The following is a 16,515-nucleotide window of genomic DNA, read 5'->3' on the forward strand; positions in this document are numbered from 1 at the left end:
GGGTGTCGGCGAGCGCCCGGTCGACCCACCCGGTCGGATCGGCCCAGTCGCGGGGGACGCTGTTCCACAGCACGCAGGTGTACTTCTCCGTCAGGAGATACTCGATCGCCGTCGGGTTCAGGCAGCGCCGTTCCAGTGCGCCCTCCGTTCCCCACGGCCGGAGGTAGCGACCGCCGTCGCCGAAGCCGTCCAAAATCTTCTGCGTGCTGCGGATCTCGCGCAGGGTTTCCGCCGCGGAGAGCTCGCCGAGGGGCCGGCCATGGGTGAGGGAGTGGTTGCCGATCCGGTGCCCGTCGCGCACGACGCGCTCGAGCAACCGATGTCCCGCCGGGGAGGAGACGTTCTCGCCGACGACGAAGAAGATGGCCGACATCCCGCGCTCGGCCAAGACGTCGAGAACCTGGTCCGTGACCCCGGGGGTCGGGCCGTTGTCGAAGGTCAACGTGATTCTCGGTCGCATCGATCCACATCCTACTCTTGCCTGACTGATCGATCAGTTAGTACCCTGGCGGGGTGACCGTCACCGTGTCGAAGTCCGAGGTTCCCGCCGGCGCCGCCCGGCAGCGGATCCTGCAGACGACCATCGAATGCTTCTGCGCGTACGGCTACGAAAAGTCCTCGATGAAGCTGATCTCGACGCGGGCCGGCGTCTCGCAGACGCTGCTGCACTATCACTTCGAGACGAAGGAAAAGCTGTTCCAGGCGGCCATCGACGACATGGCCAAGCGCATGTTCGCCACGGCGTCGGCCCGTCTGCCGCACGGCATGTCGGTGCGCGAGGGCCTGACCGAGGCGGCCGGCCTGATGTACGCCCTGTTCATCGACAACATCGACGCGGTGATGTTCATGGTCGAGTTCGCCGCGGCCGCCAACCACAACGAGTTCTTGCGGACCGCGTATGTCGACTATCGCGACACCCAGCGCCGGCAGCTCGCCGGCGCGCTGCGCAGCATCGCCGGCGACGACGCGCCGCAACCCTTGATCGACGAGTCGGTGCGCCTTTTCGAAACCGTGCTGCTGGGTATGTCCATGCAGCGTCCGTTCGTATCCGACGCGGCGGGCTTTCGGCGCGACTTCGACGTGTTCGCCCAACTGCTCGCCGCCCGCATCACCGAAGGATTGGAAAGGCGATGACCGCCAACCTCACCGTGCAACCGATGGTCGAAGATTCGGTGGTCGGCTCCGGCGGCAAACGAATCTTCGTGCGCCGCTACGACAACCCCAACGCGGACTACGTCCTGGTGCTGGTGCACGGCACGGCGGGGAACAGCGAGAGTTACGACGCGTTCGCCGAGCACATGCGCCGCAATTACCGGGCGGCCGTCTATTCGTTCGACCTGACCGGGCACGGCCGCACGGAGGGCGAGCCGGGCGTGTTCAGCTTCGCGGACTTCCTCGAAGACACCAGGGCCGTCACCGATTACGCGGCGCAGCGTACGTCCCTCCCGGTCGTCCTGCACGGCGCGAGCCAGGGTGGCGAGGTCGCGTTCCACGCGCTGGACGCGTGCCCGGCCGTAACGGCCGGGGTGTGCATGAACATCTTGTTGAACCACGAAACGCCGATGAGCCCGGCGATCCGGTTGTTCCGGTCGCGGCCGGCGAAGTGGGCGGCGGACAAGCTGGGCGACCGGGTGCGGGTCCCACTGCGGCGGGTCATCGACTTCGAGGCCGCCTACCAGGAAGACCCCGGGCTGCTGGACAAGAAGAAGAAAGATCCGTTCTACGTCTGGCGGTACGGGCTCAAGAGCTACCACTCGGTGTTCAACTACGTGCCGCCAAAACCGGCCGCTGCCAACACGAAACCCGTCCTTGTCACGTGCGGGGAGCACGACGAAATCGTCGGCGCCGAGCACTGCCGGGCCTGCTTCGAGCGGATCGGCGGGCCCAAGGACTTCTTTATGATGCCCGGCGGTGGCCACCAGCTGATGCTGTTCGACACCAACGTGTACAGCCGCGTGATCGACTCGTGGATTTCCGAACGCGTGCTCGGGGACGCGAAGTCGTGGCAGGCGCCGATCGAACCCGAAGAGCGGCGATTCTTCGAATTCCTCGAGCGCGAACGGGCCAACGACGCGGCGGGCGAGCCCGAGTACCGCTATTCGGCGATCGACCGCTTGCTGATGCGGATCAGCAACGGCACTATCGAGCGCGGCGTGCGGTACTTCTCCAACGCCGAGGTGAGCGACCAGTGGCGCTTCACCGCCGAGCTCGTCGGCGAGATCGACTACGCGGCATGGGATTTCCTGCGCGACTACCTGCCGCCCATCGAGGGCGAGCGGCCGCGGATGGCGGTGGTCGGTTGCGGCGCCGGCGGGGCGATCGCGGGATTGCTCGACCGATATCCGGAGCTGCGCGGCTGGGACGTCGTGGGCGTCGACGTCGACTACAAGTCGATCGACGCCGCGCGCAGGCGGTTCGCCGACCGGGCCGGGGTGAGGTTCGTCGTCGGTGACGCGCGTGACCCGGAGGTGTTGGGGGACAACCGCTTCGACCTGGTCTACCTACACGGGGTGCTCGACCACTGCACCGAGCACCGCCGCCTGATGGACACCGTGTTCCGCGCGCTGAAACCGGGCGGCCGGATGTTCTACGTCGCACCGGATCGCAACGTGTGCACCTGGCTGTGCTTCGTGACCGTCGGGCCGCTGTTCGTGTTCGGTCTGCACAAGCCGAACCACGACTTCCGCCGGTTCCCCCGCCCCGCCGAGCTGAACGCCCTGCTGGAGGGGGCCGGCTTCGAGCTGCTGCGCCGGCGAGGCCGGCCGGGCAGGCCCGCGATGGTCGGGGTCGAATACAAGTCGGGGATGAACCCGTTCCCCGTCAAGAAGTCGGTGCGCACGCGCGCCCTCGGCGAGGAAATCTTCGAGCACACCGAGCCGCGGTGGTGGCTGAGGAACGGCTTCGTCGGCGAGTACGCGGGGGCGGTGCAGAAACCGCCTGCTGTTTGACTCCTGTTGAGTAGCTAGTTTCGATTCCGGATCGGGTGGTTACTCGGAATCAGGCCAGCCAGCTTTCCGACAGGAGATCGACACGGACCTCCAGGGAACTCAGTCTCACCGCGGTGAAGTGCCTCCGGCGCCGGGCGGTCTCCTTGGCGACGGCCGGTACGAGCTGCGGGGTGTGCTCGGCCGCGGGGCGATGGCCGAGGTGCGCGACGGCTGGGACCGCAAGCTGGGCCGGCCCATCGCCGTCAAGCTGCTCTACCCCGGGATCGCGGACCGTCCCGACAGCCGCCTGCGATTCGACACCGAGGCGCGAGCGGCCGCGCGGCTGACCGGGCGGCACGTCGTGGTCGTCCATGACGTCGGCGAGCATCAGGGGTTGCCGTTCATCGTGATGGAGCGGCTGCCGGGCGTGTCGCTGGCCGACCACATCGCCCGCGGGCCGCTGCCGCCGCCGTTCGTGCACGCCGTCCTCGACGGCGTCCTGGACGCCCTGGCCGAGGCGCATCACGCCGGCATCCTGCACCGCGACGTCAAGCCCGGCAACATCCTGTTCACCGCCACCGGCGAACCCAAGCTCGCCGACTTCGGCATCGCCAAAACGGCCGGCGCCGCCTACACCCGGGCGGGCGAAGTCGTCGGGAGCATGGCCTATCTGAGCCCCGAGCGGCTGACGTCCAAACCGGCCACGGTGGTCGACGACCTCTACGCCGTCGGCGTGGTCGGTTACGAGGCGCTGACCGGGCGGCGGCCGTTCCCGCAGGAGGACCTGGGCGCGCTGGCACACGCGATCCTGCACGACTCGCCGCCGCCGATCGCCGCCCTGCGCCCCGACGTGCCACCGCCGCTCGCCGCCACGATCGAACGCGCGATGGCGCGCGACCCCGCGTCGCGATTCGACGAGGCCGGCGCGATGCGCGCCGCGCTGTTCGGCGCCGAACCCGTGAGGGCTCCCGTCGGCACCCGGGTCATGGAGGCGCCGCCGCCCGCCGTGCTGACCTACGTCCCCGCTTTGGAGCCGCACAGCCCCCGCCGCAAATGGTGGGTCGCGGGCATCCTCGCCGCGTTCCTGTTGGCGATGCTGCTGCTGGCCATCGATCCGCCGTTCTCGTCGCCACCGCCCACGCCCACGACGACCACCACCACACCGGCGCCGCCCCCGACGACGACCACCACCACGCCTAGCAGCACCCCGCAGCCGGCCCCAGCGCCGCCGCCCGGGCACGGGGGACCCAAGCACAAGGGTGGGCACGGAGGCTGAGCCGATATGGGATCGGTAGCCGGCGATTTGTTGTGTGATTGCGGGATGAACAAGAAGTGGATGGCCGGCGCGCTGCTGACGGCCGGTATCGGCGCGGGGTTGGCCGCCGGCACCGCGCAGGCCGACCCGTACGGCCACGTCGGCGGGAACTGCCCGGCCGGGCACACCTGCGGCAAGTGGTGCCCCGGCGAGCGTGTCCCGGACAACTTCATCAACTGGGACATGGGCGTGTGCCACCTCTACTACTACGACTACCGCGGCGTGGTCGACGCCGACAGCGGCGCCGTCTACGGATGGCCCGGCGGCCCGATCAACGCCACCCCGCACCCGGCGCCGGCCGGACCGCCCAACTTCAACTGCGGCCTGTTCTGGTGCCCCGTGCCGCCGCACGCGTGAGCCGCCGCACGTTACGTCCTCGGCCAATATGGGAACCCGCCGGGCTGGACCTGTTCCGCCCAGCGAAAGGACTGCCCATTGACCTCGCGGCTCGGCACCCGTTTTGGCCCCTACGAGCTGCGCTCACTGATCGGTGCGGGCGCGACCGGCGAGGTCTATCGGGCGTACGACACGGTTAACGACCGGACGGTCGCGGTCAAGCTGTTGCCTGCCGCGATGGCGGCCGAAGATGACTTCCAGCAACGGTTTCAGCGCGAGTGTGGGATTGCCGCGCGGTCGACCGAACTCCACGTCATCCCGGTGCACGACTTCGGTTCGATCGACGGGGTGTTCTTCGTCGACATGCAACTGGTCGAGGGTGGCAGCCTGCGCGACCTGCTGAGCTCGCAAGGTGCGTTGGAGGCGCCGCGGGCCGCGTCGATCGTCGCGCAGGTGGCCCGGGCGCTGGACGCCGCGCATGCCGCCGGGCTGGTGCACCTGGGCGTGCGGCCGGAGCATGTGCTGCTGACGCCCGATCACTTCGCGTATCTGATCGACTTCGGGATCGCGGACGGTTCTCGCGTGTATATGGCGCCCGAGCGGTTCACCACCGGCCGCGTCGGCCCGCAGACCGATGTGTACGCGCTGGCCTGCCTGCTCTACGAATGCCTCACCGGCCAGCCGCCGTTCGAAGGCGGCGCGGAGGAGTTGAAGCGCGCGCACCTGTTGTCGCCGGCGCCGAGGCCCAGCATCATGCGCCGCGGCGTGGGCCGGGCCTTCGACGACGTGATCGCCCGCGGCATGGCCAAACAGCGGTCGGCGCGGTTCGGCTCCGCGGGTGAGCTCGCGCGGGCGGCGAGCGAAGCCGTGAACTCGGCGTACGAACCGATTGGCGTCGGCGCCGGGCCCCTTGGCACCCGGCCGTTCGAGGCGGTGTATCCGAATCCGGACGACACCGGTTTCAGCCCGTATCCGATTGTCGAGATGCCATCGCCGTTGCCGCGTCGGCCTTTTGGCGGCCGCGGGCCGCTGCTGGCGATCGGCGCGGCGCTGGCGCTGGTCGTCGTCGGCCTTCTGGTGGCGCTGGTCTCGGCTTTGGCCGGTGGCGGTTCGCAGCCACCGGCCGCCGTTAAGCCTTCTGGTCCGGCGCCATCCAGCCCGCCGCCGCCGAAGACGCCGACGCTGTCGGCCCCGGTGCGGGGCGCCGACGGGCTAGGGTTCGTCGGCGAGACGGCCCGCTGCGATCCGGGGAATCCGCCGGCCGCCGTGGTGCGCACCGCCAAGTCGCTAGCCGTTGTGTGCCAAAACCTCAGCGGCAGTTACTACTACCGTGGTGAGCGCATCAGCGACGGCGCCCACATCGAGCTGTCCAACGCGGAGCGCGCGGGGGACGGGTTCGACGTCACCAACCCGGTCGACGGCGTCGTCTACGAGGTGCGGCCCAATCGGCTGCGGATCATCAGCGGCAGCCACGTCGATTCCTCGGAGCCGGTCCTGCAGTACGCGACGGCGTCGTAACGATCTAGGCCGGCCGGCTGCCGACCTCCAGGCCGGCCAGCTCGCAGGTGCCGTCGAACACCACCCGACCGTATTCCCTTACCCTGCAACGTAATCGGCCCGCGAGGTGCTCGCAATCGGTGTCGATGTTGCGCCGCTGCGCGGGCAGCGGAACGGGTAGCACGTGCGGATCTGCGTGGGTGCCGTCGCCGTCCAGCTCGATGCGGTAGCGGGGTGTGCGCGCCGATATGGTCCAGCGTCCGTCGCCGACGTCCGATCGCACGGGCGCCGGCGGGGTCACCCGAATGACGCGGTCGCCGAGCCGCACGACGACACCGGTGACGTCCCTGCGGATCGGGCCGAGCTGAAGAAGGCCGCCAGAGAACGCGACCGAGACGTCGGCGTCGCCGAAATCGTGGGCCTGACCCCACCACCAGCGCTCGGGGAAGCCCGCGCCCCAGTTACGTTCCGTGTACAGCCGGGCGCCCTTGAACGACCACGTGCGGTCGCGGAATTCGACTGTGCCGCCGGCTTTTCCGCCGAGCCGGTAGGGATGCCAGTATTGGTTGAGGAACGGGACCGACGAGAAGACCCCACCTCCGCCGAAAGCCTTGGGCCAGTTGAACGGATCGGTGAAATGCAGGTTGAGATGGATGCCGTCGAGGTCGATCTGGAGCCGATCGAGGTACGCCACCAGGCGGCAGTCGGGAGCGGTCCCGGCGTGTAGGGAGAAGGTCGACGAGTCGGCGTGGGCGCCGTCCATGACCGCGGAGCGCACCACGTCGCCGGGATGCAGCGCTACCGCGACGGTGGCCCAGTCGCCGTCGGGATGCCGGTTCACGCTGCACAGCGCGACGACGACGCGACCCGAGGCGGCATCGGTGAGGCGCCAGAACCAGCCCTCCATTTCGGTGCCGTGCGAGGGAACCGGATCGCCGAAGGGCACGTCGGCGCCGGTGCGTCGATAGGCATGGACCAGTGGCCCGACCGTGTTCCCGGCTATCCAGCGCAGGTAGGCGGCGGTCATCTCCGCTCCGCCAGCCCCGACTGCACGAGCGCGTCGTCGATGAAGCGCTGCACGGGCCGCGAGCGGAAGAATCCGGTGTGACCGCCTGGGTACCACTGGATTTCGGGTTTGCCCCAGTGCTCCCAGAGCCGGGTGACCTGGTCGCGCGGGTGGACCAGCCGGTCGGCGAGGCCCGCGTAGATGAAGCGGCCCGCTTTCGGGACGCGCGGGGTCAGCGCCAGTGGCGAGATCATGCGGCCGAGGGGCTTGGCTTCATTCATGGTGTGGCCCAGGGCGGCGTGGCCGCTGAGGCTGGCGTGGCGGCCGACCAGGTTCACCAGGTCGACGGCGGGCACGCCGAGGATGGCGCAGGTGAGACCGTCGTCGAGGCTGGCGACCAGCGACGAGATCAGGCCGCCCAGGGAGATGCCGTTGACGCCGATTTCGGCGTCGGGCTGTTGCGCGCGGATCCAGCCGATGAGCCGCCGGATGTCCCAGACCGCCTGGGCGGCGCCGTGGACGTCGTCGAGGACGTCCTCGCTGGGGAACTTCGGTCCGCCGCTTGCTCGGGGGCCGTGTAGGGGGAGCACCGGGAGCACGACGTTGAGGTCGAGCTGCCGGTAGAGATGCCAGGCGTGGAACAGCATCGGGTCGAGCGCGGCGCGTCCCATCTCGGCGCCGTGGATGCAGACCAGCCAGGGCCGGGGCCGGCGGTGCCGGAACATCAGCGCGTATTCGCGCTTGTTGCCGGTGTAGCTGCGCCAGCGGTCCCGGCCGGGTTCGCCTTCGTAAGGGTCGTAGTCGCTGTCGAAGGACAGCCGCTCGTAGTTGCGTCCCATATTGCTCACGCGCTTGACGGTCACGTCGTTGAGCGGTGGGGGTGGTGCGAAGAATCCCTCGGGATTGTCGAGCCAGCCCTTATCTTTGTATAAGTCCTGTGCCGCAACGACTTCTGTGTTGATTCGTTCCAGTGTTTCGGCGTCGGGGGCCCGGCGCAGCATGCTGAAGCCGCTCAGCAGGATTTCGTCGCGGAATGCCTGCGCCGCGAGCGCGATGGTGGGCCGGGCGACCGGCAGCTCGTCGGGCTGGCGATCCAGGTAGGTGCCCCAGGAGCGGGCGTAGAAGCCGCCGGTCCGGGTGAACGGCCCGAGTAGTTGGGTGATCGGGTTGGCGGGCATCTAGCCTCGCTTTGCTCCGGGGGTGAAGGTGACCGGCAGGTTGGCGAGCCCGGTCATGCTGGGGTTGCCGAGGTATTGGTGGACGTGTTGGGCGTCGACTTGGTAGTCGGGGATGCGGTCGAGGACGGCTTTGACCATGACTTCGGCCATCAGCCTAGCGAGGTGCGAGCCGATGCAGCGGTGCGGCCCAAGGCCGAAGGCGACGTGACGGTTGGGCGCGCGGTCGAGGATGATCTCGTCGGGGTTTTCGAATTCTTTTTCGTCGTGGTTGGCCGACAGCCAGCTGATGACGACTCTGTCGTTCTTTCTCAGGCGTTGGCCGTTGAGCTCGACGTCGTGAGTGACTGTGCGGCTGAGGGTTTGGTTGACGCTGAAGTAGCGCAGGAATTCGTCGGTGGCGGTGCGGTAGAGCGCGGGGTGGTCGATGAGTTGTTGCCTGAGGTCTGGGTGGGTGCCCAGGTGGTGGAGCGTGAGCGCAGTTTGGGAGGTGGTGGTGTCGACGCCGCCGCCGATGAGGTTCCAGAGGATGTTGAGCAGCTGGTCGTCGGTGAGGCGGTGGCCGTCGAACTCGAACTGGAGGAGGAAGCTGGTGAGGTCGTCGGTCGGTTTGGCCCGTCTGCCGGCCGCGTACTCGAGGACTTCTTCCATCATCTTCGGGACCTTGGCGATGGCGTTTTTGTACTCGTCGCTGTCCTGGGGCACGGCCATGACGGAGTGGAAGAGGTGGGCGTAGAGGTGCCAGTTGTCGAGGGGAAGGCCCATCAGCTTCATGGTGAGGATGGCCGGGACCGGGCTGGCGTAGTCGAGGACGAGGTCCATGCGGCCGTCTTCGATTTTCTGGTCGAGGAACTCGTGCGCCTTGTGTTCCATGAAGGGCTTGAGTTTTTGGACGGCGCCGGGGGAGAAGAACGGGGCCAGGGCGTGTCTGAGCGCCTGATGGTACGGGCCGTCGACCTCGCCGATGCCCAGGGCCGGCTGGCCGTCGGGGCGCGGGACGCCCATCTCGCCTTGGTAGTCAACGCCGTCTTTTGAGTTGGGCTCGTACTTGTGGGCGAAGGTGTCACCGTCTCTGGCCGTTCGGCTGACCGCGTCGTAGCTGCTGAGGAACCAGAATCCGCCGTAATTCTTGTTCCAGGCGACGGGGCACCTGCTTCTCAGGTCTTTGTTGATGGCGTTTTCGTTGAGGTTGAACGCGTCGGAATGGTGGTCGAAGTCGACGATCGCGTCTTCGGCGACGTCGGGACGGATTGTCATCTGGGTTGGTCCTCCACCGTGCCGCGCGATCGGCTATCTGCACTATCTTTGCATTATTACGCGCCGGGTTCTGCCGAGAAAGGCCACGATGAGTAGTCACCGGACGACCTTCAACCACGTCGGACTGTGCGTCTCCGATCGCGAGCGGTCGCGGCGGTTCTACGAAAATGTGCTCGGCTTCCAGTTTTGGTGGGAGCTCGACCCGCCCGACGGCCCGACCTCCAAGCTGGTCCAGCTTCCCGAGCCGCTCGGTGTGCATGCGACGTATCTGGTACGGGATGGGTTTGTGCTGGAGTTGATGGACTACTCGAAGCGTCAAGTTCACGCCGGGTCCGGTCGCGTCATGGATCAGGTTGGGCTGACGCACATCTCGTTTTCGGTGTCCGACCTCGCCGGCGCGTTGGCTCGGGTGGCGGAGTTCGGGGGAGTGGTAGTCGACGGGACCGTGACCGACGCGATGGCGATGATCCGCGATCCGGACGGGCAGTTGCTTGAGTTGCTCTCAGACGGCTGGCTGGCGGCGTTGCCGTCGCGACCGTAGGTCGGATTCCTTGCGTCGGCCACTGGCAAGGCGCTCTGACACGTGGATCTCGGGTTTGAGTCATCGCCGGCCCCACTCGCGGCCGTCCCAGTCAAGCGAAGGTGTGCTTGTCAGGCAATCACATCAGATTCGCCCGATGTGCTGCGGCTAGGCCACGGGATGTTTGCCGGCACCTAAGGCCTGTTACCACCCTGTCGGATCTAACCGCGGTGATTCCCTCCAGACGGGCGCCCGCGTCCTTGCTGTAGAGAGGCGTTGTCCCGGCGAGGACAAAGTCGTCCTCTGGGCAGGGCAGCAGCGCAATCTGGTAATCGCCTGCGCGCACCAGGGCATACGGAAATCGATTGCGATCGTCACCGGAGGCGTTGAGAAGCTGGAACCAAAATCTAGTCGCGAACGCCTGAGGAATGCTAGCTCGGCGTGGTTTCATGTACACCGCGGGCTTTTCGGTGGGACGGCTTACGCTCGCTGTACGTCCAAACGGGGGCGCCGGTATCTGCCTAAATCAGCGTGAGAGGACCGCTCTGAGCAAGGTAATTTCTCCTTTCGCCATTGGCGAGGCTTTATCACTATTGAGTCGGATCGTTGGCCTGACCCCGTTCGTCGAGCGCACCTTTGACCAAGTAGCGGTACCCAATGTGCTGCCGACCGAGCGCATGCCACGGCAAGACAGCGCCTCGGCTCGGCGTATGCGCGTGGAACTTCGATCGTTCGTCAAGTGCGAGCGTCGATACCGCTTCTTCTGCGTGTGTATGGATCAAACGTCAACTCGTGTCAGGAGGGGCGCGGACGGAGTTACCACGCGATGAGTCGAGCGTATGTAGGAGATCTTGTTCGGAACGCGAGGCTGGGCGTCGGACGATTGCTGGCGGTGAGGAACGGTGAAGCTCGCGTCAGGTACTTCACCGGCCCCAGCACCTCGGCATACACCGAACGTGCGCACGCCGCGAAGTCTCTGGCGCCGGCGATACTAAGCCCGCACACCAGGGTCTATCTTCGCGAGGGGCCCGGTTGGCGCATCGGTCGCATCGAGGGCGGCCCTGACGGCTTGAAGCGATACACCGTCGCATTTCCCAATCTTCAGGGCGACCTCCTTGCGACTGACGCGTTCGAGGTGCGGTGGGACGTACCCATCGAAGACCCGTTCGCGATCCTGGAAAGCTTCGGCGGTGATGCGCCGAAAGTGTATGAGTCCCGGTTGGAGTTTCTTCGGCATTGGGCAGGACAGCGCGCAGCAGCAGTGGGTGTGGAAGGATTGCTGTTGGCATCAGTCGAGTTGCACCGCCATCAGCTAGCGGTCGTGCGCAGAGTGTCGAACGATCCCGTCAAGCGCTACCTATTGGCGGACGAGGTCGGACTCGGCAAGACGATCGAGGCCGCGGCGTTGATATGGCGGTTCTTGGATCGCAAACCCGCGGGCCGCGTCCTCGTCCTGGTGCCCGAGCATCTGCGATACCAATGGGCAGATGAACTCATCGAGCGATTCCGCACCGGCAAAGCTCCGCTTTGGATTCGGTCACTGACTGACGAAGCGCGTTGGCCAGAAGACCCCGTTGACCTCCTCGTCATCGACGAAGCGCACCGAGTGACTCGTAACGGGGCGCTTGGCGCCGACACTAGGCGGCGAATCGCCCAGATTGCTCATGCCGCACAGGAACTGTTATTGCTGTCTGCGACGCCCGTCAGATCGAACGAGGCAGGATTTCTGGACCTTCTTTATCTCCTGGATCCGGCAAATTATCGCCCGGATCAGGTGGAGGAATTCACCAGGCGTGTGCACGACCGCGATAAGCTCGCGTTGATCTGCCAGGCGTTAGTTCCCGACATCGATGAATTCGATTTGACGTTGTACGCAGAACAGTTACAGGCAGACTATTCTGGGGATGCGCTCCTGGCCGACCTCCTCGCATCTGCGACCTCGGCGGACGATGAGTCGCGTGCGGCAGCGGTCACGCGCGTGCGGCAGCATCTCTCGGAGGCCTATCGCCTTCACCAGCGCATGCTGCGCACGCGCCGAACGCCTGATATCACGGCAAGTTTCGGCGTGCGTGGTCGAAAGCGGGCTAAAGGCTTTCTCGTATCAGTCGATGATGCAAACACAGGTCAGCGCACGGAACTTCTTGACCGGCTCCGCATGGATCTACTTGTGGCTTCGGAGAACAGCACACTCGAGATACAGGAGTGCGTTGACTTGTTCCGCGAGGCGGCCCAGCGCTGCGGGTCGCTTCCGTACGCGGTATTGGCACTTCGCTCGGATCAAGCTGCCGACCCTTCCAAAGGGCTTGTATCCCGACTACGAGAACTAGTCGACCGTGGAGTCGTGGCTAACCTCGACCAGTTGATCGACAGGATCTGCGCGGAGCGCGAGGTTCGCACGAGTGCGCTGGTGGATGCTCTGGCACAGTTCACCGGTTTCAAAACGCAATCACGAGTTGTTCTAGCTACAGCATTCGCCGAATGCGCGGCGGCGATTGCGGATGAGATGGTGCGACGCTGGGGCCGACAGCGCATAGCAACGCACGTCAAGACCAATGACGAAGATGCGAATCGTGCCGCGATCGAGCGTTGGACTAAGGGCGGGCAGTGTTCCATCCTGATAGTCGACGACAGCGCGGAAGAGGGCGCCAACCTTCAGGTTGCCGATCTATTAGTTCATCTCGATCTCCCTTGGGAAACTTTCCGCATCGAGCAACGGATCGGACGTTGCGATCGTCATGCGCCTCCGGGTGTGGGCGCAATCGACTCTAAGGTGGTGATTTTCGGCGACGAGCCCTACGCGATGAATTGGCTGGAGTTCGTCTCCGACGGATGCGAGGCGTTTACACGATCCCTATCGTCGCTTCAATACGTCCTCGGCGACACCGAGCGTGCAGTGCTCGCCAACGTGCTGCGCGAAGGACCCGAGGCACTGGGTGGTGCGGCCGACGAACAACCCGACAAACTGGCGGAGGAACTAGTACGGATCGTCGCCCATGACGCGCTCGACGAAATCGATGAACGTGGATGTGATCAGACGCTGAGCGCGGACCGTCACCTGATTAAGAGTGATCGCGACCCTGCGCTCACCCGCGCGCTCGTGACCTGGCTAGAGGGAGTCGGCACGCAATTGACTTGGGAGGATGAAGCTGTCATCAGGATCAGCCGACGTCCCCGGCCGCAGGTTCCGTTCGACGTGGAGACACAAATCGCGGCGGTCGCTCAGATCCCGATCGCCCTACGGCGAGGCCCGGCGGTTAGTCGCAGGATCCCGATCTTGCGTGCCGGCCACCCTACGGTCGACACGATCGCTAAGCATTTGTTGCAGAGCGACCGGGGTGTCGCGTTCGCGATGTTTCGGCCGTGGCCGGGCATGTCGTCCGCCGAAATTGTTTTTCGCGCTGACTATCTCGTGTCGGCGTCCTTCGCTCAGGCCTTCATCGAAGCGGCGGACACGCTCGGTGTCTTGGGATGGGTTGAACAAATACTGCAGGAGGTTTCGCCGCCCATTGTCGAGAAGGTCGTGATGACGTCGTTCGGTGACGAGGCGAAGGATGGCAGGCTTTTCCAGCCCTATACGCCACGTACCGGGGACATTAATTTAGGTTCACGGCCGCAACTTTTCGAACAACTCATCGCGTCGGTTGATTGGACGGGTCTGTGTGTCATCGCCGCGGAACAAACCCGAGCGATTGCGAGTAGGCGTTCCTCCGTGGTGGATCGAGCGCTATTGGCCGCCAACGAGGTTCGGCACAGAATCGCGCAGCGCGTGGACCGCGCTCGCGCGCGCACGAATGCGGGAATGGTCGACACCGACGGCGAGATTGAGCAGTTGGAAACACTGCTGCCCGAACGGCTGGAGTTACAGATCCAGCCACTGGGATGTGGCGCCATCTTCGTGGGAGACCCCGGATTGGCAGTGAACCGTGATTAGACCCGGGCCCGCGCAGACGTTGCTAGACACGTGGGCGGCAAATGCATCAGTCGACGTGACCAACCGCCTGGCTTCGGCGCTGTCCAGCCACGACTCAAGCAGGTCGAACGGATCTGCGGACATCGCGGTGCTGTTGCGTCAGTGCCTTCGGGCCGACGACGTGCGACGGGGCGCATCAACGACGACCTCCGACGCACTGGTGCGTGCCTGGCTTGAAGTGCCGATTTGTCAGTTGTTCCCGGAGTCCTTCGATTGGATCAGCTATGGGCTGCTATCCCAGCGCACGGCAACGGGACGCGTCCGGATCTCTGCTGAACCGTGGCGCCCTCCGTGGCTCGACGTTCCCGACGGTATGAGTGTCGACGGGGACGCGGCAGCAGCCACCCCCCGCCGCATTGACGAAAGTGTGTCGGGAGACCCCTTTCTCAACGCTATTGACGCATCGTTCTCCGGGTACAAGTCACCCGGACAGCGTGCCTCCGTGCGCAGTGCCATGGTGTTGCCGGACGGAGCGACACTGGTGGTGAATCTGCCAACAGGTGCTGGCAAGACGCTGGCCATGCTCGCCGCAGCAGAGACAGCACCGCCGGGAATGACCTCGATTATCGTGGTGCCGACCGTTGCGCTCGCGCTGGATCAAGAACGCCGGTACAGCAAGCAGAATCCGCATTCGCCCGCGACCGCCTACCACGGCAACTTGTCGGAGGCAATGAAAAAGGCTTTCCGCGAACGGCTTTGGTCGGGAGAGCAACGGGTGATCTTTACCAATCCCGAAGCCGTCGTTGCGTCTTTGGCCCGGCCCCTTGCTGATGCCGCGGCGGGGGGACGGTTATCATTGCTCGCGATCGACGAAGCACACGTTATCGGCTCGTGGGGGGATGCATTTCGTCCGCACTTCCACAGCCTTGCCGGCCTGCGCCGCTACCTGCTGCGCGCTGCGACGAAAAGCGGCCATCGCCCGTTCAAAACCATCTTGGCCAGCGCGACCCTCACGCAGGATGTGTTAGGTCTGTTGAACGCGTTGTTCGGAGAACCGGGGCCTTTTTTTCAGGTCGCAGCGCCCGTATTGCGGCCGGAGCCAAGCTATTGGCAGTCAACAAATCTCGAACCCAAAGAGAGAGAACGACGTCTACTGGAGGCGCTGCGCCACCTTCCGCGACCGGCAATCATCTATACCACCCTACGTCAGGAGGACCGGCCGGGAACATATACGCCCCAGAAGTTGGCGCGAGTGCTACGCGCAGCCGGATACCAGCGTTTGGAGACTGTTGACGGCGGCTCATCGACACTACACCGCGAAAAGGTCCTTCGGGGCATGCGTGACGACGGCGGTGTCGAGTCGACAATTGACCTTGTCGTGGCCACATCCGCATTTGGGCTGGGCATCGATGTTCCCGACATTCGTTCAATCGTCCACGCGTGCATACCAGAGGGTATTGATCGTTTCTATCAAGAAGTCGGGCGCGGTGGCCGCGACGGAAACGCGTCGACGTCAGTGCTGCTCGCCACTCGTGAAGACGACGAGGTCGCCAGTGATCTTGCGTCGCCGACCTACCTGACATCGGAACGTGCGCGCGAGCGCTGGACTGCCATGCTGATCGCCCACAGAGACACCGGAGATGGCCTGTGCCGCCTTCCCTTAACGGCGACATCGGGCAGAGTCCGCCTACATGGGTCCTACAACGAGCGCTGGAACCTGTCTACCGTGATCCTGCTTGCTAGAACTGGTGCTGTCGGATGGGACTTCTCGTTCTCGGGTCCCGACGCCGACGGCGAGTTGGAATCGGATGCTGGGTGGTTGACGGTTCGGCTCCTGCGGGGGGATCACCAAACCGACCAATTCTGGCAGGACGTGGCCGAACCCACGCGGGCCTCGATGGTGGAGAATTCACGAGAAGGTCTTTTACGATTGCGCAACGCAATCGCTGGGGCGGTCTGCATCGGCGTGGTCACCGCAGAGAGCTTCGCGATAAACCTGCCCGTGGAACTGCGCACGACATGTTTGGTTGCGTGTGGCGGGTGCCGTTGGTGTCGCGCGCGCAGAAAGCCTCCCTGGGCGTCTCCCTCGCCCATTCCCGCTGCCATCGCCGTTCCGCCGCCTTCTGATCGACCTTCGCTGGATCGCATAGCGATTCAAGGCGCCTATGGGCGACGCGTGGCCGTCTACGTCGACCCGTCGGTGCTGTCAACACCGCGCAGATTGCGCCAACTGTTGCCACGATTAGCTTCCGCTGGCGGCATTCGCCTGATCGTTGCATCGGACATTTTGGTTGCCATGGTCCGAGACACCGTGTCGAAGTCACCAGCCTTAATGCAGTCGGTAATGGTGGATTCACTGCGGGACTACGATCCCATCACGGCTGTGGGTGTTCCCACCTTACTCGTGTTAGCGGACCAGCAGGATATTGAAGACTTTCTGCAGGGCAACAGCCGTGCCCCGCTCACAGTTGTCTGTGGGACGCCCGACTCGCCTGTCGGCCATGATGGCCTGACTCTTCGAGACCAAGACGGGTCTTATGCGTACACCGACATCGAAAAATTGTGAGAGAGG

Annotated in this window: 12 protein-coding genes; 8 read left to right on the forward strand and 4 right to left on the reverse strand. The window is 65.2% G+C overall.

The genetic code is table 11. The features are described from left to right. Positions 1 to 460 (reverse strand): polysaccharide deacetylase family protein (locus tag A5702_RS11145; RefSeq protein WP_068220639.1); only part of this gene is annotated, 460 nt, incomplete at its 3' end. Between the two features lie 53 nt (positions 461 to 513). On the opposite strand from A5702_RS11145, the gene A5702_RS11150 reads away from it, so the two are divergent. The 5 genes from A5702_RS11150 to A5702_RS11170 all read left to right on the forward strand — a co-directional run bounded on the left by A5702_RS11150 (position 514) and on the right by A5702_RS11170 (position 6,096). After that, positions 514 to 1,134: a TetR/AcrR family transcriptional regulator gene (locus A5702_RS11150; RefSeq protein ID WP_067818047.1), complete on the forward strand. Its 621-nt coding sequence runs from the start codon at positions 514 to 516 to the stop codon at positions 1,132 to 1,134. Beyond that, positions 1,131 to 2,948, forward strand: a complete 1,818-nt coding sequence (locus tag A5702_RS11155; protein ID WP_067818045.1) for an alpha/beta fold hydrolase — start codon at positions 1,131 to 1,133, stop codon at positions 2,946 to 2,948. The genes A5702_RS11150 and A5702_RS11155 overlap by 4 nt, the downstream gene beginning before the upstream one ends. 118 nt (positions 2,949 to 3,066) lie before the next feature. Beyond that, the gene (locus A5702_RS11160) at positions 3,067 to 4,203 is read left to right on the forward strand and encodes a serine/threonine-protein kinase (protein WP_067818043.1); all 1,137 of its coding nucleotides are present in this window, start codon (positions 3,067 to 3,069) and stop codon (positions 4,201 to 4,203) included. A 6-nt stretch (positions 4,204 to 4,209) separates the two neighbouring features. After that, a complete protein-coding gene (locus A5702_RS11165) occupies positions 4,210 to 4,599 on the forward strand; it encodes a hypothetical protein (protein ID WP_156669569.1) in 390 nt (129 codons plus the stop codon). 78 nt (positions 4,600 to 4,677) lie between these two features. Further along, positions 4,678 to 6,096 carry a serine/threonine-protein kinase gene (locus A5702_RS11170; protein ID WP_067818040.1) on the forward strand — a complete coding sequence of 473 codons (1,419 nt, stop codon included), beginning with the start codon at positions 4,678 to 4,680 and terminating at the stop codon, positions 6,094 to 6,096. 4 nt (positions 6,097 to 6,100) lie between these two features. On the opposite strand, the gene A5702_RS11175 is transcribed toward A5702_RS11170, so the two are convergent. Genes A5702_RS11175 through A5702_RS11185 form a run of 3 tightly spaced genes read right to left on the reverse strand, consistent with a single transcriptional unit; the run spans position 6,101 to position 9,513 of the window. Next, a complete protein-coding gene (locus A5702_RS11175; RefSeq protein WP_067818037.1) occupies positions 6,101 to 7,102 on the reverse strand; it encodes a tocopherol cyclase family protein in 1,002 nt (333 codons plus the stop codon). Further along, entirely contained in the window at positions 7,099 to 8,259 is a 1,161-nt protein-coding gene (locus A5702_RS11180) for a S9 family peptidase (protein ID WP_067818034.1), read from the reverse strand. The genes A5702_RS11175 and A5702_RS11180 overlap by 4 nt, the downstream gene beginning before the upstream one ends. Further along, positions 8,260 to 9,513 (reverse strand): cytochrome P450, encoded by a 1,254-nt coding sequence (locus A5702_RS11185; protein ID WP_067818033.1) that lies wholly within the window; start codon positions 9,511 to 9,513, stop codon positions 8,260 to 8,262. Between the two features lie 88 nt (positions 9,514 to 9,601). On the opposite strand from A5702_RS11185, the gene A5702_RS11190 reads away from it, so the two are divergent. From A5702_RS11190 to dpdF, 3 genes are all read left to right on the forward strand, one after another. Next, positions 9,602 to 10,054 (forward strand): VOC family protein, encoded by a 453-nt coding sequence (locus A5702_RS11190; protein WP_068220642.1) that lies wholly within the window; start codon positions 9,602 to 9,604, stop codon positions 10,052 to 10,054. A gap of 805 nt (positions 10,055 to 10,859) precedes the next feature. Next, the gene (gene dpdE, locus A5702_RS11195; RefSeq protein WP_082956025.1) at positions 10,860 to 13,964 is read left to right on the forward strand and encodes a protein DpdE; all 3,105 of its coding nucleotides are present in this window, start codon (positions 10,860 to 10,862) and stop codon (positions 13,962 to 13,964) included. After that, complete coding sequence (gene dpdF, locus A5702_RS25590; protein WP_304440335.1) at positions 13,957 to 16,509, forward strand: protein DpdF; 2,553 nt, start codon at positions 13,957 to 13,959, stop codon at positions 16,507 to 16,509. Before dpdE ends, dpdF begins: the two co-directional genes overlap by 8 nt. Positions 16,510 to 16,515: the final 6 nt, after the last annotated feature.

Source organism: Mycobacterium sp. E3339, from assembly GCF_001666915.1.
Taxonomy (GTDB): Bacteria; Actinomycetota; Actinomycetes; order Mycobacteriales; family Mycobacteriaceae; genus Mycobacterium.